Annotated in this window: 20 protein-coding genes and 1 other annotated feature; of the genes, 17 read left to right on the forward strand and 3 right to left on the reverse strand. The window is 51.0% G+C overall.

The genetic code is table 11. The annotated features are described in order from the left end of the window. The first annotated feature begins 93 nt into the window (after positions 1-93). The 11 genes from JOD01_RS14630 to JOD01_RS14680 all read left to right on the forward strand — a co-directional run bounded on the left by JOD01_RS14630 (position 94) and on the right by JOD01_RS14680 (position 13,024). Entirely contained in the window at positions 94-1,137 is a 1,044-nt protein-coding gene (locus JOD01_RS14630) for a C4-dicarboxylate TRAP transporter substrate-binding protein (protein WP_204519054.1), read from the forward strand. A 52-nt stretch (positions 1,138-1,189) separates the two neighbouring features. Then, positions 1,190-1,663 carry a TRAP transporter small permease gene (locus JOD01_RS14635; protein ID WP_204519055.1) on the forward strand — a complete coding sequence of 158 codons (474 nt, stop codon included), beginning with the start codon at positions 1,190-1,192 and terminating at the stop codon, positions 1,661-1,663. A gap of 1 nt (position 1,664) precedes the next feature. Next, complete coding sequence (locus tag JOD01_RS14640) at positions 1,665-2,948, forward strand: TRAP transporter large permease (RefSeq protein ID WP_204519056.1); 1,284 nt, start codon at positions 1,665-1,667, stop codon at positions 2,946-2,948. A gap of 29 nt (positions 2,949-2,977) precedes the next feature. After that, positions 2,978-4,486, forward strand: coding sequence for a UxaA family hydrolase (locus JOD01_RS14645; protein ID WP_204519057.1), 1,509 nt, complete (start codon positions 2,978-2,980; stop codon positions 4,484-4,486). Between the two features lie 16 nt (positions 4,487-4,502). Next, a complete protein-coding gene (locus JOD01_RS14650; RefSeq protein ID WP_204519058.1) occupies positions 4,503-6,044 on the forward strand; it encodes a tagaturonate reductase in 1,542 nt (513 codons plus the stop codon). A 2-nt stretch (positions 6,045-6,046) separates the two neighbouring features. Continuing rightward, positions 6,047-7,069, forward strand: a complete 1,023-nt coding sequence (locus JOD01_RS14655) for a zinc-binding alcohol dehydrogenase family protein (protein WP_204519059.1) — start codon at positions 6,047-6,049, stop codon at positions 7,067-7,069. A 13-nt stretch (positions 7,070-7,082) separates the two neighbouring features. Beyond that, a complete protein-coding gene (locus JOD01_RS14660) occupies positions 7,083-7,724 on the forward strand; it encodes a bifunctional 4-hydroxy-2-oxoglutarate aldolase/2-dehydro-3-deoxy-phosphogluconate aldolase (protein WP_204519060.1) in 642 nt (213 codons plus the stop codon). 303 nt (positions 7,725-8,027) lie between these two features. Then, on the forward strand, positions 8,028-8,315 hold the full coding sequence (locus tag JOD01_RS14665; RefSeq protein WP_204519061.1) for a HesB/YadR/YfhF family protein: 288 nt from the start codon (positions 8,028-8,030) through the stop codon (positions 8,313-8,315). Positions 8,316-8,533: 218 nt separating this feature from the next. After that, entirely contained in the window at positions 8,534-9,598 is a 1,065-nt protein-coding gene (locus tag JOD01_RS14670; protein ID WP_204519062.1) for an isocitrate/isopropylmalate dehydrogenase family protein, read from the forward strand. 158 nt (positions 9,599-9,756) lie between these two features. Then, positions 9,757-10,824 carry an Ldh family oxidoreductase gene (locus JOD01_RS14675; RefSeq protein ID WP_204519063.1) on the forward strand — a complete coding sequence of 356 codons (1,068 nt, stop codon included), beginning with the start codon at positions 9,757-9,759 and terminating at the stop codon, positions 10,822-10,824. 208 nt (positions 10,825-11,032) lie between these two features. Beyond that, entirely contained in the window at positions 11,033-13,024 is a 1,992-nt protein-coding gene (locus JOD01_RS14680; protein WP_204519064.1) for a methyl-accepting chemotaxis protein, read from the forward strand. A gap of 52 nt (positions 13,025-13,076) precedes the next feature. Here JOD01_RS14680 and JOD01_RS14685 read toward each other — a convergent pair whose 3' ends face one another. Both JOD01_RS14685 and JOD01_RS14690 read right to left on the reverse strand, forming a co-directional pair. Then, positions 13,077-14,090 carry a LacI family DNA-binding transcriptional regulator gene (locus tag JOD01_RS14685; RefSeq protein WP_204519065.1) on the reverse strand — a complete coding sequence of 338 codons (1,014 nt, stop codon included), beginning with the start codon at positions 14,088-14,090 and terminating at the stop codon, positions 13,077-13,079. Positions 14,091-14,400: 310 nt separating this feature from the next. After that, positions 14,401-14,847, reverse strand: a complete 447-nt coding sequence (locus JOD01_RS14690) for a GyrI-like domain-containing protein (protein ID WP_204519066.1) — start codon at positions 14,845-14,847, stop codon at positions 14,401-14,403. Positions 14,848-14,960: 113 nt separating this feature from the next. On the opposite strand from JOD01_RS14690, the gene JOD01_RS14695 reads away from it, so the two are divergent. Then, positions 14,961-16,439: an aldehyde dehydrogenase family protein gene (locus tag JOD01_RS14695; RefSeq protein ID WP_204519067.1), complete on the forward strand. Its 1,479-nt coding sequence runs from the start codon at positions 14,961-14,963 to the stop codon at positions 16,437-16,439. Positions 16,440-16,481: 42 nt separating this feature from the next. Here the strand turns inward: JOD01_RS14695 and JOD01_RS14700 are convergent, their stop codons facing one another. Continuing rightward, entirely contained in the window at positions 16,482-16,793 is a 312-nt protein-coding gene (locus JOD01_RS14700; protein WP_204519068.1) for a hypothetical protein, read from the reverse strand. Positions 16,794-16,978: 185 nt separating this feature from the next. Then, positions 16,979-17,209: a binding site (T-box leader), on the forward strand. Between the two features lie 99 nt (positions 17,210-17,308). Between JOD01_RS14700 and JOD01_RS14705 the strand changes: the two genes are divergently transcribed. The 5 genes from JOD01_RS14705 to treR all read left to right on the forward strand — a co-directional run bounded on the left by JOD01_RS14705 (position 17,309) and on the right by treR (position 22,569). Beyond that, complete coding sequence (locus JOD01_RS14705; RefSeq protein ID WP_204519069.1) at positions 17,309-18,853, forward strand: 2-isopropylmalate synthase; 1,545 nt, start codon at positions 17,309-17,311, stop codon at positions 18,851-18,853. 57 nt (positions 18,854-18,910) lie between these two features. After that, positions 18,911-20,209 (forward strand): arsenic transporter, encoded by a 1,299-nt coding sequence (locus JOD01_RS14710; protein WP_204519070.1) that lies wholly within the window; start codon positions 18,911-18,913, stop codon positions 20,207-20,209. A gap of 31 nt (positions 20,210-20,240) precedes the next feature. Further along, a complete protein-coding gene (gene arsC / locus JOD01_RS14715) occupies positions 20,241-20,666 on the forward strand; it encodes an arsenate reductase (thioredoxin) (protein ID WP_204519071.1) in 426 nt (141 codons plus the stop codon). Between the two features lie 123 nt (positions 20,667-20,789). Continuing rightward, complete coding sequence (locus tag JOD01_RS14720; RefSeq protein WP_338028570.1) at positions 20,790-21,764, forward strand: MFS transporter; 975 nt, start codon at positions 20,790-20,792, stop codon at positions 21,762-21,764. A gap of 94 nt (positions 21,765-21,858) precedes the next feature. Further along, positions 21,859-22,569 carry a trehalose operon repressor gene (treR, locus tag JOD01_RS14725; protein WP_204519073.1) on the forward strand — a complete coding sequence of 237 codons (711 nt, stop codon included), beginning with the start codon at positions 21,859-21,861 and terminating at the stop codon, positions 22,567-22,569. Positions 22,570-22,594 lie beyond the last annotated feature (25 nt).

Below are 22,594 nucleotides of genomic sequence, written 5' to 3' on the forward strand. Positions count from 1 at the left end.
TGCGCAGCATTCGTTCAGAAAGTTGCGAATGGTACGCCGATTGCCAATATAGCAAGCGCTTACAAAAACCAAAAGAGAGAAGGGGAATCAATGATGAAAAAAGGGTTCAAGTGGACAAAGTTGATTTTTTCGGTCGTAACGGCTTTATCGCTGGCAGCATGTTCGTCCGGCGGCAATAACTCGGCTTCTTCAGGAGCAGCCAATGGTTCTGCGGAAGGCGGTCAGAAAATATCTGTCAATATTGCCTATGGCAACCAGCCAGGCGAACCGATTGACCAACTGGCCAACAAATGGAAGGAACTGGCCGAGCAAAAAAGCAACGGCCGCCTGGAACTGAAGCTCTTCCCAAGCTCGCAGCTCGGTTCTGAGAAAGATGTAATCGAGCAGGCAAAGATGGGAAACAACACGATTATTTTGACCGGCTACGATTTCCTGATGGACTATGTACCAGATATGGGTATCATGACGGCTCCTTATTTGACGGACAGTACGGATGACCTGTTTTATTTGACAACTACGGACTGGTTTAAAGGGCTGACCGACCAGTTGAAACAAAAAGGCCTTGTCGTTGTCACGACGAACACTCTTTACGGCAATCGCCATTTGATGACAACGAAAGAAGTGAAAAGCCCGGATGATATGAAAGGCATGAAAATCCGCGTGCCAAACAGCAACACTTATATCAAAACTTTTGAAGCTTTGGGAGCAACGCCTACACCGATGCCGCTTGCCGACGTATACACTTCGCTGCAGCAAGGTCTGATTGATGGCGCGGAAAACCCGTTGCCTGTTTTGCAAGGTACGAAAACAAACGAAGTGGCCAAATTTTTGGCTCTGACCGAACATACGAAAATTATCAGCCCATGGGTAGCGGGTACGGCGTTCTTTGACACGATTCCGCAAGATTTGCAGCAAATCTTGGTCGAAACCGGGGACGAGGCAGGGGAATTTGCCAAGGCGATCACAAACGAACAGTCGGAGAAAGTGCTGGAAGAGTTTAAGCAACAAGGCGTGAAAGTAACGGAAGTGGATTTGAATCAGTTCAAGGAGAAAACCAAAAGTGTATATACAGCATTCCCGCAATGGTCTCCAAATCTGTATGAAACTGTTCAAGATCTGTTGAAAAATCGTAAGTAGCATGTAAAAGGGGGAGCGATCAGAAAGCTCCCCTTTCACAGGAGGGAATGAGATGCTGAAGAGATGGTTGTATTCACTGGATGATGCCGTTGCAGGCATCGCCTGCGCCGGTGTTATTTTGCTTACGTTTATCAACGTAGTAGCCCGCTTTATATTCAATCATCCGATTGGCTGGGCCGAAGAAGTGACGCTGGGCTTGTTCATCTGGATGGTTTTTATCGGGATGAGCTCTTCCATCAAAGATAATGGACACATTGGCGTTGATTACTTCGTCAGGAAGCTGCCCAAGCCAGCTGCACGGTTTATGCGCGGGTTGAAAGTGGTGATCTTGTATGCAGTTCTGCTCGGTATTTTTGTCGTGTTTGGCTACCAGTTGACCGAGCAGGCCGGCAGCAAAATCACTCCTGTACTGGGAATCAGCTATCAATACATTGACGTAGCCGTGCCGCTCGGCGGAATTCTTGCAACAATTCATTACACCATTTCACTGTTTGCTGCAAAGCTGAAAAAGGGGGAAAACCTCTAATATGTTGCTCACGCTAACCTTGATCATCCTGTTGTTTCTGCTGTTTATCGATATTCCGATTTCCTTTGCGCTGGCGGGCAGTTCGGCCTTCTACATCTTGTTTAACGACAGTGTTCCCGACGCTATCCTGATCCAGCGGATGGTCGGGGGAATCGAATCCGTGCCCTTGCTCGCCATCGTCTTCTTTATCGCTGCCGGTATTTTGATGAACTACACCGGGATTACACAGCGCATGCTCAACTTTGCGCAAGTGATCACCAAGCCTTTGCCGGGACGCCTCGCCCAGGTGAACGTCCTGATCAGTACGATGATGGGCGGGATCTCCGGTTCCAACGTGGCTGATGCGGCGATGCTCTCCAAAATTCTCGTGCCGGAGATGGTCAAAAAAGGCTATCCGAAATCGTTCTCCACGGTGCTGACGGGAGCGACTTCCTTGATCACGCCGATCATTCCGCCGGGGATCGCCATGATTATGTATGGCTTTGTCGGCAACGTGTCTATCGGAAAATTGTTCATGGCCGGGTTGTTGCCGGGAATTTTACTCTGTGTCATCTACATGATTTATGTGCATTTTATTGCGAAAAAACATAAGTATGAGATGGACAATCGCGGCTGGGCCACTCCGAAAGAATTTTTCCTTTCCTTTAAAGATGCGCTGCTTGCTTTTATCCTGCCGATTATCATCATTGGCGGCATTCGCTTTGGTATTTTCAGCGCGACCGAAGCAGGAGCCATCGCGGTTGTCTTCGCGCTGGTTCTCGGATTGTTCATTTACCGCGAGATGAAGTTCAAGCATATGCTCGCATCGGTTATCGAGACTGTGAAAACGTCTGCTTCCATTTTGCTCATTATCGCTGCCGGTTCCGCTTTCGGCTGGATTTTGACGATTGAACAGGTACCGCAAACGTTGACCGGCTTTATGCTGGATTATGTATCGAGCCCAAGTATGTTTTTCGTGATCGTGCTTGTTTTTCTTCTGTTTATCGGAATGTTTGTGGAAGGCAACGTCGCGCTGATCATTTTGACGCCGCTGTTTATGCCGATGCTGCAGGCTTATCACATCGATCCGGTTCAATTCGGTATTTTCTTCATTATTTGCCTGAGTATCGGAACGTTGACCCCGCCTGTCGGGACGATCATGATCGCAACCTGCGCAATTACCAATACAAGGATTGAAGATTTCGTCAAAGACAGCCTTCCGTTCCTGGTACTGTTAATCATTGCGGCGTTGTTGATCGCCTTTATTCCAGGGATTACACTCTGGTTGCCAAACATGATGTTTTGACAAACTTCGGGATAAATGAGGTGGAGCAAGTGACAGAGACCGATCACGGTTTTATCCAGATTCATAAGGCAGACAATGTGTGGATTTGTTTGCGGGATGTCAGGAAGGGCGAAACGATCGAATTGAACGGCGTATCGCTGGTTGCCAGAGAAGATGTGCCAAGCGGTCACAAAATTGCCAATCAGCCGATTGCCGCCGGGACGGATATTGTCAAATACGGCTTTCCGATCGGCAGTGCGACGCGAGACATCGACAGCGGAGAATGGGTGCACAGCCACAATGTCAAGACCAAGCTCGAAGGAGAACTCACCTATTCTTACAAACCGGTTGCGACGACTGTTTTTCCGCATGCAGTTGCGGAAGAGCAAACGTTTCTCGGTTATGTGCGCGAGAACGGAGACGTCGGGGTTCGCAATGAAATATGGATTATCAATACGGTCGGCTGCATTAACAAAGTGGCAGAACAGCTGGCCAAAATGGCAGATCGGACGTTTAAACGGGAAAATATCGACGGGGTCTACCATTTTCCTCATCCGTACGGCTGTTCACAGTTGGGCGATGACTTGGAATATACGCAAAAAATTCTCGCTGGCCTGGTCAACCATCCAAATGCCGGTGGTGTGCTCGTTCTCGGCTTGGGCTGCGAGAACAATTACATTGATCTGTTCAAGGAAGCAATCGGACCGTACCATGCTGACCGGGTCAAATTCCTCGCCGTTCAGCAGGTGGAGGATGAAATCGAGCAAGGGATGGAGCAAATCGAGGAACTTGTTGCCTACGCTTCCCGATTTAAAAGGCAGGAAGTGCCCGTCTCCAAGCTGAAAATCGGGTTGAAGTGCGGCGGCTCGGACGGTTTGTCCGGCATCACCGCCAATCCGTTGGTGGGAGCATTTTCCGATCGGCTCATCTCGTTGGGCGGGGCGACCGTATTGACAGAAGTGCCGGAAATGTTCGGAGCGGAAACGATCCTGATGGAGCGGGCGAAAAACGAGCAAGTCTACGGTCAAATTGTCGAGCTGATCAACGATTTTAAGCACTACTTTGCCAAAAATGATCAACCGATCTATGAAAATCCGTCACCCGGCAATAAAAAAGGCGGCATTACAACCTTGGAGGAAAAATCGCTCGGATGCGTGCAAAAAGGCGGGTTCGGACGGGTGGATGACGTTTTGCAATATGGCGAGCGGATACGCCAGAGCGGGCTTAGCCTGCTGCAAGGGCCGGGCAACGATCTCGTCTCGGTGACGGCGTTGGCGGCTGCGGGATGTCAGATTGTTCTGTTTACAACGGGACGCGGCACGCCGTTTGGCGGACCGGTGCCGACGGTGAAAATCTCAACGAATACCGCTTTGTATGAGCGCAAGAAAAACTGGATCGATTACAATGCCGGACAACTGGTGCAGGGGGCCACGATGGAAGGTACCGCAGCCGACTTTTTCCGCTACGTGATCGAGCTGGCTTCCGGTCGTATTCAGGCCAAAAACGAGCTGTACGGCTATAAAGAAATCGCGATTTTCAAAAACGGCGTGACGCTGTAAGGGGGGGGGCAAAAAGATGGAAAACGAGCGGGCTCCTTCCCTCAACCGAAGCAAGCTGTTGGAAATTGACGCCAGCCGCAAGTCAGCTTTGCACCCGGAGCGTGTCTTGCAGATCGGCGAAGGCAATTTTATGCGGGGCTTTGTGGACTGGATGCTGTACCGAATGAACGAAAACGGCTGTTTTCAGGGCAAAGTCGTAGCCATCCAGCCCACCCCGCGAGGAAAAGTGGTGCCGAAGCTGAATCGGCAGGATGGTCTGTATACGTTGGTCCAGCGGGGCATTGCAAACGGAGAAGCGATGGAGCGGGTTGAACGGATCGATGTCATCAGCAGAGGAATCAACCCATATGAGAACTGGGCGGACGCGCTGCGAACGGCGGAGTCGCCGGAAATCCGCTTCCTCTTTTCCAATACAACGGAAGCGGGACTGCAATGGAATGAGGAAGCCTACGACCCGGCGCAAGCGCCGCTGTCTTTTCCCGGCAAGCTGGTCGCGCTCTTGTATCACCGTTATGTAAAGTTTCACGGAGCGAAAGAAGCGGGCTGGATCATCCTGCCATGCGAGTTGGTTGAACACAACGGCGCGGTGCTGAAAGATTTGTGCAAGCGGGTTGCAACGCATTGGGGATTTTCCGCCGCTTTTGCCCGGTGGCTCGACGAGGCATGCGTGTTCTGCAATACGCTGGTCGACCGCATCGTCACCGGATATCCTCAAGGAGAGGAAAAGGAGTGGGAGTCTCGACTTGGCTACCATGACGAGCTGTTGACTGTCTGTGAGCCATACCATTTGTTCGTCATCGAAGGACCGGTAGAGGTGGAACAAGAATTGCCGTTTCGCCAGGCAGGGCTGCATGTCTTTTTTGACCGGATTGAGCAGTACCGTGAACTCAAAGTAAAGCTGTTGAACGCGCCTCATACACTGCTGGCGGCCGTTGCTTTTTTGGCGGGCATCAATACGGTGCGGGAGGCGGTCGAGGACAGACAGTTACGAGCTTACCTGCTGCATGCGATGCAGCATGAAATCAAACAGGCGTTGCCGGCAGAAATGTATGAGCGTGCTGATGCTTACATCGAGGATGTGCTCGCACGCTTCGCCAATCCGTATTTGCGGCATCACCTGCTCGATATCAGTCTGAATGGATTGTCCAAGTTCACGACCCGGGTGTTGCCCAGCATACATGCCTATCAGGCAGTGCAGGGGGCATTGCCGCAGGCGTTGGTCTTCGGATTGGCGGCCCTGTTGGTTTTTTACCGGCTCAAGCGAAGCGAGGGCGAGCAATTCTGGGGTGTCAGGGCAATTGGGGACGAATATGTGATTCGCGATCAAGCGGCGTTCGTTACCCAGCTTGGTGAGCTATGGAAACAGGTGGATGAACAACGGGTTGCTTTATCCGCAATGGTCGAACAATTTCTCGGAATGAGCGGCATTTGGGGCGAGGATTTGAACGCAATCGCAGGCTTGACCGACAACGTTACCCGTTATGTGGCGGCCATTGCCAGCAAGGGCATCCGGCAGGCATTGCGAGAAGCGGGAGATTTTGCAGCGAAAGGGGTATAAAAATGAAAACAATCGTTTGTTCGGAACCGGGGAAAATGGCGTTAATCGATACGGAGGCGCCGGCTGCACCGGCAGCGCATGAAGTATTGCTCAACATCAAGCGAATTGGTATTTGCGGTACTGACATTCACGCGTTTGGCGGCAATCAGCCGTTTTTTGCCTACCCGCGAGTGCTTGGCCATGAGCTGTCCGGGGAAGTGGTTCAAATCGGAGCAGAAGTCACCAATGTCAAGGCAGGAGATAGAGTAGCGGTCATTCCCTATATGCACTGTGGCATTTGCCTGCCATGCCGCAGCGGAAAAACGAATTGCTGTACCCGGATGCGTGTGCTTGGCGTGCATATCGATGGCGGCATGCGCGAGTCGATCGTAGTTCCCGCTTCGCACGTATTGCCCGTACCGCAGCTGTCCTGGGAAGAGGCCGCGATTGTCGAGCCGCTCAGCATCGGGGCGCACGCTGTCAGACGGGCCGGCATCCAAGCGGGCGAGACCATCCTGATGATCGGGGCAGGGCCGATCGGGCTGGGCGTGGCCCGCTTTGCCAAGCTGCAAGGGGCAAAGGTTATCGCCATGGACATGGATGAGCAACGACTGGCCTTTTGTCAGAAGTGGACAGGGTGCGACGAGATTGTGCTGGCGTCCGATCGGCCAAAAGAGCGCATTTTGGAACGAAATGGGCAAGAGTTGCCAAGCGTCGTTTTCGATGCGACCGGGAACAAGCACTCGATGACGGGCGCTTTTGACTATGTCGCTCATGGGGGAACACTCGTCTATGTAGGGTTAGTCAAAGATCAAATCACGTTCTCCGATCCGGATTTTCACGCCAAGGAACTGACGTTGATGGGCAGCCGCAACGCGACGCAGGAAGATTTCCAATATGTAATCAGCTGCCTGAATGAAGGCAAAATTGACTCTGCTGCCTATATTTCGGAAATGATCCCGTTTGAGCGGTTTGCCAAGGAGCATGTCGATCTGTTGAAACCGAATCGCGGTGTGATCAAATCGATGATTACACTGGAGGAATAGGAGGAAGATTGTGATGGCGAGTCGACTGGAAAGCTATCAACGTTTGCAGCAATCCGGCATTGTTGCGGTCATGCGCCGGATGAAACCGGAAAAGGTGGTGGAAATCGTCGCCGCTTTGCAGCGAGCAGGGGTAACGGCAATCGAGATTACCGTGGAACACGCGGATGGTTACGCCTGCCTGGACGTCCTGAAAAAACAGTTTGGTGCGGGCCTGTTGCTGGGGGCCGGGACCGTGCTGGATACCGAAACGGCGAAGCGGGCGCTGGAAACCGGGGCGGACTTTATCGTCACGCCGGTAGTGAAAACCGATGTCATCGCGTTGGCCAATCGCTACGGCGTGCTGATCGGCGCAGGGGCGATGACGCCATCGGAAATTTTGACGGCATACGAAGCGGGAGCAGACATCGTCAAAGTATTCCCGGCCGATACGCTCGGAGCGGACTATCTGAAGCACGTCAAAGGCCCGTTGGGACACATTCCGCTGATGCCGACGGGCGGGATCAATCTGAACAATCTTGCTGATTACGTCCGCAACGGTGCGCTGTGCGTCGGCGTGGGCAGCGCGCTTTATCAATACGAAACGGCACAAGAAATCGAACAGGAAGCTTCCCGGTTTGTGCAGGCGTACCAAGGTGCGAAAAACGCCAAAAAGTAAGGCCGGTTATGGAGAGAAAAGCGAATAAGTAGATTGGGTTTCCGAAATTGGTTGGCATTCGCTGTTGCATGGCGGATGCATTTTTATTTGAAGCGACTGAGTGCTGACTGTGCCGGAGCATTTGGTTCCCGCGGCTATCGCAAGCCGGTCAGCGCATTTGTGCAATATTTTGCCTGAAAGATGGAACGTTGCCGCGCGTTTTTCCGCAAACTTTCTAAACAAAAAAGTTGAGTTAATAGCCGGTTTTGGATATACTTTAAATACAATGGAAGCGAAACCAGCGCAAAGGAATGAAGCAGCCCGATGAAAATTGAGGTAAAACAGGCGGCATTGGAATGGTTGATGCGTGACTGGGGTTTTAAAAGCGGCGATTTTGTCCGCATTTTTGTCAGATATGGCGGCAGCAGCACAGTACAGGACTCCTTTTCCTTAGGGATTGCCAAGGATGAACCGAACAGCCCGGCTTATACTACCACGATCGAAGGAATTACCTTTTACATGGAACAGGACGATAGCTGGTATGTGGACGGCAAAGATTTAACCATCGACTATGATGCTCCAAAGGAAGAAGTTGTGTTTCTGTTCTCTTGAATCTATTGTACGACACTCACTGTAAAGACCCTGGCATGTCCGACAGGATGGACATCCGCCGGGGTTTTTTGTTGCCCATCCCATAAAGATTGCTCCGAAGCATAACCAAAAGCTATGGAACCTGATGCAAAATCGATATTGTATTTTTGGTCAACTCTCGACTACATTTTTAACAAAACCTCAACAAATTTACATAACGGAAAGGGTTGGTCTCGGATATGACGACTTACAAATTGGGTGTATTATACGGGGATGGAATTGGCCCCGAAATCGTGCAGTCGACGGTAGATGTACTGCAAGCCGCGGTAGAGCGAGCAGAGGGAATTTCCTTCGAATTTGTTGAATTGCCAATGGGCTGGAGCGGAATCAACGAATATGGCGATCCTGTACCCGCTCTGACCAAAGAGGCGCTGGAGACGTGTCACGGCTGGATCATGGGACCGCATGATTCGGCAGCCTATCCGCTGGAACATAAAGCAAAACGCAATCCAAGCGGAGAGCTTCGCCATCATTTTGACCTGTATGCCAACATTCGGCCAAGCAAGACGATTGCCGGGATTAAAAGTATGGTTGGGCAAGCTGACTTGGTCATCTTTCGTGAAAATACGGAAGGATTTTATCCCGACCGCAATATGTATGCGGGCAGCGGCGAATTTATGGTCAACCCGGAGACAGCGCTTGTCGTTGGCGTATTCACGAAAAAAGCCGCGGAACGAATCGCTCACGCCGCTTTTCGCATGGCGCTGCAGCGGCGGAAAAAAGTGGCGATTGTCCATAAGGCCAACGTGATCAAGCTTGGATATGGCTTGTTTCTGGAAACTTGCCGGGAAGTTGGGAAGCAGTATCCCGCAGTTGAGGTGGAGGATTACCATATCGATGCGATGACTGCGCATCTGGTTCGCCGGGCGAAAGATTTTGATGTCATCGTAACTACCAATATGTTTGGCGACATTTTGTCCGATTTGGCCGGGGAATTGGTCGGCAGTCTCGGATTGGCTCCTTCCATCAACACGAACGACAATCAGGCGATGGCTCAGGCCGCGCATGGCTCAGCACCGGATATTGCTGGTAAAAACATGGCCAATCCGGTCGGCGAGATGCTTTCCGCTGTCATGTTGCTCGATTGGCTGGCCAGCCGACATCAGGATGAAAGTTTGCAACAACTTGCTCGCACAGTCGAAACCGCGATCATGAGGACGATCGAAGCCGGCATTTGCACTCGCGATCTCGGCGGTACGGCGACGACAACGGAGTTTACGAAAGCGATTGCAGAACGGCTCTGAATGTGGAAAAAGAGCTCTTCGCTGCACGGTCTATGAACAAGCGGCTGACAATTCAAAATCGTTATCGGCTGCGATGCGCTCTTTTCATTTTTTTTACTCCGTTTCCTCGTGCTAAGATGACGTTAGCTTTTTAAATGAGGAATGAAGGAGGCCATTTGATGTCAGAGCGGTTGATCAAAGCGGAAGAATTGAGGCGGATCGCGGCCAAGCTGTTTGAAGGCGGAGGATTGCGGCCTGAAGACGCGGCGGTGATTGCCTGCGATCTGGTTGAAGCCAATTTGCGCGGGTTGGACTCACACGGCGTTTCCCGAATCCCCATGTATTTGGAGCGGATTCGGAGAGGGGTGGTCAATCCGCAGCCAAACATCAGCGTTCATCAAGTTTCAGCGGCGGTGTCTCTGGTCGATGGCGACGACGGGATGGGTTTTCTTGTAGCTCATCGAGCCATGGATGAAGCCATCGCTCTGGCTGCGGAGAGTGGAATCGGACTGGTAGGAGTCAGGCGCAGCACGCATTACGGGATGGCCGCGCTGTATGTGAAACAGGCCATTGAAAAAGGTTATATCGCTCTCGCTTATACCAATTCCTCGCCCGCATTGCCGGTTTGGGGAGGCCGAACCGCTTTTCTCGGCGCCAGTCCATTCGCCGCTGGAGTTCCAGGAGGAAAAGAAGTTCCTTATGTTTTGGATATGGCAATGACCGTGATCGCCCGCGGAAAGATCAGAATGGCGGCGTTGCATGGGGAACCGATTCCGCAAGGCTTGGCGCTGGATTCCGATGGGGCGCCGACGACCAACGCCCAAAAAGCGTTTGAAGGGGTATGCTTGCCATTCGGCGGGGCAAAAGGGGCCGCGCTCGCCATGCTGATGGATTTGCTCGCAGGGGTACTTACCGGCGCCAACTACGGCGGTGCTGTAAAAAGCCTCTACTATGATCATTCCGAACCGCAAAACGTCGGCCATTTATTTCTGGCCATCCGCCCGGATTTATTCATGACGAGAGAAGAATTTGGGACAAGGATGGACACTTTTGTGGCAAAGGCGAAATCTTCGCCGCTTGCCCAAGGGTTCGAGGAGATTCTCATCCCTGGAGAGCCTGAGGAGCGAACCGCGGCCATCCGCTTGCAAACAGGCATCCCGATCAGTGACGAAGTAGTGCGTGAACTGCTTGATGAAGGAGCGCGGCTGGGACTGGATTTGCACGAGTATTGCTTTCGGAATCTTTGAAGAATGCCATCTGAAAGCCATCGAATATCAGGATTCTATTACGTTCGCGATCGACCAGGGAGCGGACTCCTGCCAGGCTGCGAAAACGGCAATCGAGCACATGCGAATGATCCCAGTTTCACCACAAATAATGGTTTAAAAAGCCAACATAAAGGGAACCAGTTGTTGTAAGCATCGCTACAAGTCAAGCAAAAGGGGACGCAGCAGCATGAATTGGATTCACTCTATCAAAGCAAAATCGAGTATTGCTTTCCTGTTGTTCTCCTTGATTCCATTGCTGGTAACGACATTGGTTTTGTCGCAATACTCCAAAGCAACTACAACCGAGGACACCAACCGGAAAACCATTGATATAGCCAGCGCAAACGCCGCGAATATCGATTACTGGATTCAGCATAAAATCGTGGTTGTTCAGGAATTGATCAAGGCTCACCCGGAATTTAAAAACGGGGACGCTTCAAAGATTCTGTCGATACTGAAGACGGTCGGGGAAGCCGATCCAGAGATTGAATATTACGCCTATGTCGACAAAGACGCGAATAGCGCGAACTGGATGGGACAGAAGTCCAATGTAGCGGAACGGGACTACTACAAAAAAGCGAAAGAAAGCAAAAAACCGACGATCAGCGGCTTGCTGGTCAACCAAAAAACAGGAAAACTGATTATCGTCATTGCTGTTCCCATACTCGACGGGGACAAATTTCTCGGAACGGTCAATGCGGTGGTGAATCCGACCATCCTGGCAACGTTAACGAAACAGATCAAACTCGGCGAAACAGGATTTGGCTATTTGTGGACGAACGACGGAGTTTTTCTCGCTCATGCCAAGTTTGAGGACCGGCCGGGCAAAACGTTGGAGGAGGTATTTACCCCTGAACAAGTTGCCTACTTTAAAGAGACGGTTTACCAAAACGAAAGCGGTACCGTGCAGTACATCAGTACGGACGGGAAGGACAAAGTGACGGCGTACAGCACCGTTCCTGCGACTGGCTGGAAGGTGTTGGTGACGATTGACGCCGAGGAAGTGTACGCAACGGTCGATACGTATCAGCGCATATCGATGATGATGTTACTGATCGTCTGTATTTTGGCTGCCTTGTTGTCCTGGCTGATCGGACGTAAAATTTCCCAACCGCTTGCGACCTTGGCCAGAGCGTTGGAACGAGTGGCTACGGGCGATTTGACCGTTCGCGTCGCGATGAACACGAAAGATGAAGTAGAGTTGATCGCAAAAAACATGAATGTCATGCTGGAGTCGATGACCGGCATCCTTGGTCAGGCGAATCAAGCCTCTGCCCAAGTTGCCGCTTCCTCTGAACAGCTGACCGCAATTTCCGCGGAAACGGCGGAGACAGCCCGACAAATCGGGCAGGCAGCCGAACAAGTGGTAAACGGGTCGGCAACACAAGCGAAAGCAACCCAACAAACGTCTTTGGCCATGGAAGAAATGTCCACGAGCATGTTGAGAATCGCTGAATCGACTTCCAAGGTTTCCGATACAACAAAAGGGACCACGGATGCCGTGACGAAAGGAAATGACGCTGTTGGCAAGGCAATCGCTCACATGGGAACGATTGAGCGGGCGGTTACCCATTCTTCCGACGAAATTGCTGCACTGGGTCAGCTTTCCGTCAAGATCGGGGAGATTGTAAACGTGATAAGCGAGATCGCCCGCCAGACGCAAATGCTTTCGCTGAATGCCTCCATTGAGGCTGCACGGGCGGGAGAACATGGCAAAGGATTCTCGGTCGTTGCCGAGGAAGTGAAAAAACTGGCGGAGCAATCGCAAGCATCTTCGGACCATATCGCGCAACTTATTTTCGATGTTCAACAGACAACCGCTCGTGCGATGAGTGCCATGAACGAAGGGGTAACGGTTGTGGCGGAAGGTACGACGATTATGGGAAGTCTGGAACAGGTGTTTGCCGCTATCTATGAATCCGTACAGGAGGTTGCCGCCCAAATCGCGGAAATTTCCGCTGCCACAGAAGAAGTAACGGCGGGGGTAGAGGAAGTGACGTCTTCGCTCGATGAGATGGTGTCGGTTTCCGATCATGCCGTAAGCAATACGGAATCGATTGCCGGTTCAATTCAAGGGCAGCTTGCTTCGATGGAAGGAATTTCCCGATCAAGTGAGCACTTAAGCCGAATGGCGCAGGAATTGAAGGAAGAACTGGCTCACTTTACCATACACAAATGAACAATTTAAAAAAAAGACCAGCGGTGGTCTTTTTTTCATTCTTCTCAAACCTTTATGTGGTTCCGCGAACAATGAGGTCCGGACTTAAAATAATCTGTTGAGGGGGACCGGCCAATCCGCTGATCCGCTGATGAAGCAGATTCGCTGCATAGGCCCCGATTTGCTGCGGATGGGCAGCAATGGTGGATAAGCCGGGTGGAGTCATCGAAGCCTCTTGAATATCATCAAAGCCCACAATCGAAATGTGCTGCCCCGGTTTTATCCCGATCTCATCAAGATAAGTCAGTGCCCCCAATGCGATAATGTCGTTATAGCAAAAAATGGCCGTTGGCGGGTCAGGTTGCTCCAATACTTTTCTGATCGTTTCATAACCGCCTTGTCTCGTCGTCGGACCTTCCTTAATCAAGGCTTCATCGACCGGAATTCCCGCTTCAAGCAGGGCTAGGCAATAGCCCTCTGTTCTTTCTTGCCAAGCGGATGAGTTGCTTGGTCCGCCTATAAAGGCGATGCGTTGATGGCCTTTTGCCACCAGATGCTGAACGGCCAATTTCGCACCCTCTACATTGTCGATTCCAACGTAGTCAAATTGATGATCAGTCGTAATCCGTCTGGCGGCCAGCACGATGGGAATATCAAACTGGCTTAAACGTTCGACCGTCTCAGGAGAACTTCCCGGGACGGGGCTCAACAGAATTCCTCCAACGCGATGTTCCAGCATCGTCGACAGGAGCAAGTCCTGTTTTTCGACGGAATCAAAAGTCGTTCCTAAAATGACGGTGTACCCTTCTTTATCGAGAGACTCATGGATGCCGATCAGCAAGTCCGAAAAGTAAGGATTTCTGATATCGGTAATAATCAGACCGATCGTATTGGAGCGGTTAGAGCGCAGATTGGCGGCTACCCTATCGTAGATATAGCCTAACTCTTTCATCGAGTTGAATACTTTTTCGCGTGCGGCGTCCGACACATTTGATGAGCCTCGGACGACTTTGGAAGCAGTTGCCCGCGAGACTCCTGCATGTTCAGCGACTTGCTGAAGTGTGACGCGCGACCGTTTTTTGACCATAACGCTGACTCCCCCGTCTTCTATATCTGCGATAAACGTTTGATCTTCGTGCTTTCCAAGCGTTTCCTGAAGTATGGCATTTTTTTTATTATACCAAATATTAAGATAGAGGCTCTCCACGTACAGCATGGGTCTGAAAAAAAATATCCTGCCGAGCTGCCGGCAGCCAATAGGCGCCGGCTGTGCATCTGTTGTGAATCACTGACGCGATCACAAAGATCAGGTAGAATTAGTCTGTCGCCCTCCGTTTAAGAAAAAAGCAGATTAGGACTCCTGAAAGTCTCGTAATCCGCTTCTTTTTGGTTCCCGCTTACGCTTCAAGAGGAATCAAGATTTCAACCCGATTATTTTCCGTATCAGCGTGATAGCGTTCGATGCTGTGCAAGTCGGTTCGCCGCGTGTAACCGTGTTCGGCAAGCCAGCGAAAGACGCTGATGTAGGTATTGGGCACTTCGACGAGCGGACCATGGTGAACGGCATGGGCATAAGTGAGAGCAGGTACGGTATAGCCGATCATGCCGGGAGGGATCTGAAACTGTTCCACCTCGGTACAGGCTAAGATGGTATAGATGCCGTTCGGGTCTTCGAAGGAAACTTCGTAGCGGGTCAGCGGATCGCGTTTGTGCGGAATTTGCGCGAGGCGCGATTGCAAAGTTTTCACCATATTCGGAACACCCTGGCTCAAAGCGGAAAAAGGCCCAGCATAAAATAAGCCGACGAGGTGAAATTCCGGTTGCTTGCCAATCGTAATTTCCATATTGTCACTCCCCCAGGAAAACTTTGTCCTTTTTAATACTACACCCCGCATAGTTTTTCCTCCATTTCCAAATGCTAGTGATTGAAACATTACTGTTTGGAGGAAGGGATACGATGGCAACAGAGCCGATTACCGTGCATGCGATTATTAATGGACAGCCGATTTCAACAGATAAAAAGCAGCCGCGGGAAAATCCGGCCAATCCGGAGGAAATTGTGGGATATGCACCGGTTAATTCAAGAGAAGATACCGTGCAGGCGATTGAAGCGGCCTATCAGGCTTTTGGCAGTTGGAAAACGAGTGCCGTTGAGGAACGGATCGAGCGTATGCGCCGGGCGATCGAAAAGCTGAGAGCTGCGATCCCCGATTTGGCGCGGCTGCTGTCGCGCGAACATGGCAAACCGCTGTATGATGCCGAGGGGGAATTTGCCATTTCGCTGATGTGGATGGAATTTGCCTGCGATCATGTAAAAGAGGTCGTACAGGAAGAAGTGAGGCAGCACGAAAAAGGCAAGACGATAATCAGTCATGATCCGATCGGTGTCGTCTCGGCCATCACCCCGTGGAATTACCCGATCTCATTGTCAACGATCAAAATTGCCCCGGCGATTTTGACGGGGAATACGATGGTTTTGAAACCAAGCCCGTTTGCGCCGTTAGCCGTCAGCAAAGTGGCAGAAATCATTTCCGCCGAATTTCCGCCGGGTGTGCTTAATCTCGTTCATGGAGAGGCTGATGTCGGCGTGGAGCTGACCTCCCATCCGAAAGTTGCCAAAATCGCTTTTACCGGCGGCACCAAGACGGCCAAACATATTATCAAGGCGGCTTCGGAAACGATTAAGAAAATGACCCTGGAGTTGGGCGGGAATGATGCCGCGATCATTTTACCGGGCTTTGACGTAAACGATGAGCGGGCGATGCGCCGCTTGGTCATCTCCAATTTTCTCACCGCCGGCCAAATTTGCATGATCGCCAAACGCGTCTATGTACATCGCTCGCTCTACGATGAATTTGTCAAGAAATATCGGGAAGCGGCGGATAAGTGGATTCGTGTCGGCGATCCATTCCATCCGCAAGTTACGATTGGGCCGGTGAACAATCTTGGCCAAGTGAAGTATGTGCAAAGTCTGATCGACGATGCCCAGCAACGGGGAGCCGAGGTGATCAAGCTGGGGAAAGTGGTTGACCCAGAGCTGTTCGAGCGCGGTTACTTTATGCAGCCGACCATTGTGCTGGGCTGCGACTACCACGATCCGATCGTCGTGGAAGAACAGTTTGGCCCGACGTTGCCGATTCTTCCTTTTGACGATGAAGAGCAGGTAATTGCACTGCATAATGAAAGCATATACGGGTTGACCAGTTCGGTTTGGGGCAAGGAAGAGGATGCGATCCGCGTTGCGCGACGGATCGAAGCGGGAACGACGATGATCAATACAGCCGCCGTCCAGGGGCTTGATGTGCGGTTCCCGTTCGGCGGCGTGAAGCAGTCCGGCGTAGGGCGGGAATATGGCCTGGAAGGCATCCGCTCCTACACGGAAACGCATGTGATCAACATTCCGACCGAACTGGAACTGCCGTATATTCCGGAATGAGCGATTTCTGCAACTGAGCTGCTGAGGGCCCTCAGCAGCTTTTTAATCATATTTCTCATCATCAATGCGGATGATCTTCTCCACGATCAACTCCGCTTCTGTTTCAAAATTCAGCTGCAACGGTGCCGGCAGCCGTTCGACAATCTCCTCGATTTCCGGCAGCTGCCAAAACTCAGCCAACGTTTGCGGCCTTGGCTCGAGATTGTCCGTCCAGTCGCGCACGGCGTCGATCATTTTATAAAATGACGCTTCAAACCGCTCCGCTGTCCAGTCAGCGTCTTCGTGGTCCGCTGTTGCCATACGATTCCAATCCTCCAAAACGACGGCCAGCGCCTGCCTGATATTTTCTTGCATGGCGGACACCTCCTTCATTCCCCATATTATAGTCGTTTCCAAAGTAACAACATAGCGGATTTATTGACAAACATGAAACACGCCATTTTCGCCCGGGCCAAACCAAAGCGGGAAGAGCAGAGAGAGCGGCTCGTTTGAGCGTTGACACTGTGGAGGGGATTCCTTATAATGTAAAAAACGATCGCGTAAATGTGTTGATTAGAAATAGTAGGAGTAAAGGGACCTTTCAGAGAGCCGTTGGTTGGTGGGAAACGGCAGTGTCGATTACTCCGAACTCGTCTATGAACAGCTGCCTGACAATGTAGGGTAAGCCGGAATTCCACCGTTACAGGGATAGATGGTGACAGCCATCGAAGGAGCTTATTTCCGATGGAAATGAATTAGAGTGGTACCGCGGGATCAACCTCGTCTCTATTGCAGAGACGAGGTTTTTTGTTGATAAAAGTCCGGGTTTTATCAGCACCGCTTGAGATAGATGAATGATGATGATGAATCAGGATGAGGGGGAAGGAAAGATGAATCGAAGCATTATCGTGCTTGATACGACGTTGCGCGACGGAGAACAAGTACCAGGAGCAAAAATGAATGTGAGTCAAAAAGTTGAATTTGCCCAACAACTGAAACGGTTGAACGTTGATATCATCGAAGCGGGTTTTCCCGCCTCGTCGCACGGAGATTTTCAGGCTGTTCAGGAGATTGCCCGCAAAGTAGGGGACAGCGTATCTGTCACCGCGCTTGCACGGGCGGTCAAAAGCGATATTGACGCCGTCTTTGAAAGCATTCGAGACGCGGAGGACCCGTTCATCCACATCGTGTTGGGAACCTCGGATATCCATGTGGAGAAAAAATTTAACCGTTCGCAGGACGCTGTGCTGCAGATGGGCGTTGAGGCGGTAAAATACGCCAAAACGCTGCTCCCGAATGTGCAGTACTCTACGGAAGACGCATCGAGATCGGACTTTGAGTATTTGTGGAAAACCATTGAGGCTGTCGTAAAAGCGGGAGCGACGATGATCAACGTACCCGATACGGTTGGTTATGCCGTACCGGAAGAGTTCGGCGATCTGATTCGCAGAATCAATGACCGGTTAAAAAATTTAAATGATAACGTAATTTTGAGTGTCCATTGCCATAATGATTTGGGGTTGGCCACGGCCAATACGCTCAGCGCCATAAAAAATGGGGCGGAAAAGATTGAGTGCACGATTAATGGATTGGGAGAACGCGCCGGCAATACCTCTTTGGAAGAAGTGGTCATGAGTCTGAAGGTGCGAGAGAATTATTACCAATGCCGCACGAACATCCACACGCAGGAATTGTTGAAAACCTCCAGATTGCTTACCTATTTGACGGGGCTGGATGTTCAAGTAAACAAGGCCATTACCGGAGAGAATGCGTTTGCCCATTCCTCCGGTATTCATCAGGACGGATTGCTCAAGGACAAACAAGTATATGAAATCATGTCGCCTGAAGAAGTTGGCGTCGAAAAGATGGAATTGATCCTGACCGCCCGCTCCGGACGGCATGCTTTCAAAAATGCCGTGGAGAAACTGGGGTTTGCTACCGACGATGCCAACGAATTTGAGCATTTGTTTGAGAAGTTCCTTGCTTTGGCTGATGCCAAGAAAGAAGTGTACGATCACGATTTGTTCTATCTGGTGACGGGTCACCGTTCGCAAGCTCAAACCGACCATTCGTTGTTCGAGTTGATTTCTTATGAAGTTGTAACCAATGAGCAAAAGCCAACGGCAGCGATTGTATTGAAACGAGGCAACAAATTGCTGGAAGGCAGTGCAGTGGGTATCGGTCCGATTGACGCTTTGTATACAGTCCTGAAAACTTTGACCCAGCTTGACGTGACGCTGAACAGTTACAAAATTAACAGTATTTCCAGAGGAAAAGAAGCGATCGGCCGGGTAAATATTCAAATGGAGTATCAGGGAAAGCCGTATTTTGGCCGCGCCATGGATACCGATATTATGAAAGCGAGCGCCCTGGCATTTTTGAACGGGTTAAACGCTGTTTTGCTTGACAAAGTAAAAGTTAACTCCGATAAATAGATGTGCAGGATGATTCGGTCAACTGCAACGAGATGAGAAAAAGAGTGGAGAAAAATCATGCTGGTACTGTGGACTGCTATTGTCATTTTTGCTGTTACGCTAACCTTTGTCATCTGGCAACCGAAGGGGCTTGGCATTGGGTGGTCGGCGGCGGGCGGAGCGATTCTCGCCTTGCTGTCCGGCGTGGTCAGCTTTGCGGATGTCGCTGCGGTGACAGGGATTGTCTGGAACGCCACTTTGGCTTTTGTCGGGATCATCCTTATTTCCCTGATCCTTGATCAGATCGGTTTTTTTGAATGGTCTGCCTTGCATATCGCACGGATGGCCAAAGGGAACGGGCGGCTGCTGTTTCTGTATGTAGTGCTGCTGGGGGCGGCGGTATCGGCCTTTTTTGCCAACGATGGCGCGGCATTGATCCTGACGCCGATTGTACTTGCCCAAGTCCGGGCGCTGCGCTTGCCGGACAGGATGGTGTTGCCGTTTATCATGGCCAGCGGGTTTGTCGCTGATACGACCTCGTTGCCGCTGATCGTCAGCAATCTGGTGAACATCGTGTCGGCAGACTATTTTCAAATCGGGTTTATCGAATACGCCTCCCGGATGATTGTGCCCAATCTGTTCTCGTTGGCGGCCAGTATGTTGGTGCTTTATGTTTTCTACCGGAAGGCGATCCCCCGCCAATACGACATGGCTCCGTTAAAAGAGCCCCGGCAAGCGATCAAAGATATGCGGCTGTTTCGGTTGTCTTGGCTGATCCTCGCCATTTTGCTCGCCGGCTATTTGATGAATGAACTGGCCGGGATTCCGATTTCGGCGACGGCCGGTGTGGCCGCGCTGTGTTTTCTGTTGGCCGCCCGCGCTTTCAAAGCGATTGATACGAGACGGGTGGTCAAGGAGGCACCCTGGTCGATTGTCGTCTTTTCGATCGGCATGTATGTGGTCGTCTACGGGTTGCGCAATGTCGGCCTGACGGACATGCTGGGACAATGGATCGAGGCGTTTGCCAACCATGGTTTGCTGGCAGCGACAATGGGGATGGGCTTTCTTTCGGCGATCCTGTCTTCGGTAATGAACAATCTGCCGACCGTGATGATTAATGCCTTGGCGATTCAGGGGACGGAGACTTCAGGTGTGCTAAAAGAAGCGTTGGTCTATGCCAATGTGATCGGCAGCGACTTGGGGCCGAAAATTACGCCGATTGGATCGCTAGCGACGTTGCTCTGGCTGCACGTTTTATCCCGGAAAGATGTAAAAATCACCTGGGGCCAATATTTTCGCAGCGGGATTGTATTGACCATTCCGACGCTGATGATTACGTTATTGGGGCTGTACTTGTGGCTGGAAGCGATCAGCTAAACCAATTTGCAGGAATAAGGAGAAGCAAATCATGGACAAAAAACCGCTTGTTTATTTTCTCTGCACGGGCAATTCCTGCCGCAGCCAAATGGCGGAAGGATTTTTGCGAGCCATGGGCGGTGACCGCTATGAAGTGAAGAGCGCTGGTCTGGAAGCGCATGGTGTCAATCCGCGTGCGATGCAAGTCATGAAGGAGGCGGGGATTGATCTCGGCGGGCACAGTTCTGATGTTATTGATCCGCAGCTGCTGGAACAGGCCGACTATGTCATTACGCTTTGCGGACACGCAGACGAGCATTGTCCGGTTATACCCAATCCCGATGTGGTCAAATGGCACTGGGGTTTTGACGACCCGGCGAAAGCGACGGGAACCGAGGAAGAGATTCAAGACCGTTTTCGGCAAGTGCGCGACTCGATTCAAGCCAGGATCGAACAGTTTTTGCTAACAGGAAAATAAGTGTAATGTTTGCTCCTTCCATACAAGCATGGAGGGAGTTTTTTCTTCTATTTATTTCCAACCGCAATTATAATGGAAAAATAGCAATTTTCTAATCAAGAGAGCGGGGGATCGGCCGTTTCAATTATTGGTAAGTGTTGCTTGGTGCTGGCCCTGCTCACTGGGCAAAGCTGGCTGTTTTATCTATACAATGTTTTGTGGGCGATGTCCGTGACCTTTTTTTCCGGGGCGGAAGAAGCATTAATTTATGATTCGCTCAAGCAAAGCAACGAAGAAGGAAAAATGGACGTGGCCATGGGGAAACTGCAAACGGCTGCGCTCTTGCCGACCGCAATCACGTTTTTGCTCGGGTCATTGCTGGCCAAAGATTTAAGCAAGGAGCAGTTTCTTTTGTTGACCGGTTTAGGCTTGCTCGCTCAACTCGGGCAGCTTGCGTTTTTGTTTCGCGTCCGCAATCCGGCTTCTTTTCATAAATTTCGGGACAATCCTTTTAACCATGTCAAGCAAGGCTGGCGCCTGATTCGCCAGACGCCCGACTTGCTCAAGCTGTTTGTCAACTTTACCTTGATTTTTGTCGTCACCGTGAATATCTTTGGCGTGATGGAACAACCATTGCTGCTGGATGCCGGCTTCCCCGTCGAGTGGCTCGGCTTGCTCTATGCGGCGATTGCCCTGATCGGGGTTGCGATCTCGGAAAATATCCAATGGTTGACCAGCCGGTTTTCTCGCGTCCGTCTCTTGTATTTGACGCAAACAATGATTTTGCTGGTATTTGTCGCCGCTGCCTTGTGGATGAATCAGCTCAGTTTTGCGATTCTCGCTTTCGCCTTGATCGGACTGACCCGAATGATCCGCAATCCAATCTACTCCCATTTGCAAAATGAATATATTCCTTCCGAGAGCAGGGCCACAACGCTTTCCCTGCTTTCCATCGGCGATTCGTTCTTTGATGTCGTGCTGCTGATTTCGTTTGCCAATCTGTCGACAGCCGGAAAATTGCCGATTTTTATCGGCTGCGCCTTGGCGGTGCTGGTTGCCTTCCTGTTTCCCGTGCGTCAGGCTGCAGAAAGGTCGATGAACACGATCCAACGCTCATGAGCGTGATGAAAAAAAATAAACCGTACCCACTCCGCCAGCTGTCGCCAAAAGTTGTTGTATAATGGAAAGAAAACAGCTGACATTCGAGGATTCTATGACGAAACGATATAGGGAAATCTATGAAGATTTAAAAAACAGCATATTGGAGGGGACCGTCTCCCCAGGCGAAAAGCTGCCGTCGGAAACGGATTTGTGCAAGCGCTACGGCGCCAGCCGGGGAACGGTGCGCCGGGCTTTGGAGCTGCTGGCCAAGGAAGGGTTCGTCTACAGTTTGCACGGAAAGGGCGTTTTTGTCCTGGAGAACGATCTGATTTCCTTTTCTGTAGGCGGGCTGGTCAGTTTCAAGGAAGCGGCGCAAGCGAGCGGAAAGGCGTTTTCAACCGTTGTCTCCCGGTTTGCGGAGGTAACCATCGATGAACCGCTGCAGAAAAAAACGAATCTTCCTTTGGGGAAAACGGCTTATCAGCTGTTTCGCGTCCGTAAACTGGAAGGCGAAAATATTATTCTCGATATCAACTATTTTTTGAAGGAGCTTGTCCCTGGTTTGACGGAAGAAATAGCCGCCGCTTCCATCTATGAATATATCGAGGAAACGCTTAACCAAAAAATCGGGTTTGCCAAACGCGTCATCCAGGTGGAAAAAGCGACCCGCACTGACAAAGAGCAGTTGGATGTAAAGCAATATAACCTGATGGCGGTCGTTAAAAATTTTGTCTACTTGTATGATGGAACCCAGTTTGAATATACGGAATCCCGCCATCGCCCCGACCGGTTCATTTTTACCGATTTTGCCCGTCGCCGCTAAAGCGGTTCAGATTTGCAGACATCGT

This window comes from Brevibacillus fulvus, assembly GCF_016908525.1.
Taxonomy (GTDB): domain Bacteria; phylum Bacillota; class Bacilli; order Brevibacillales; family Brevibacillaceae; genus Brevibacillus_G; species Brevibacillus_G fulvus.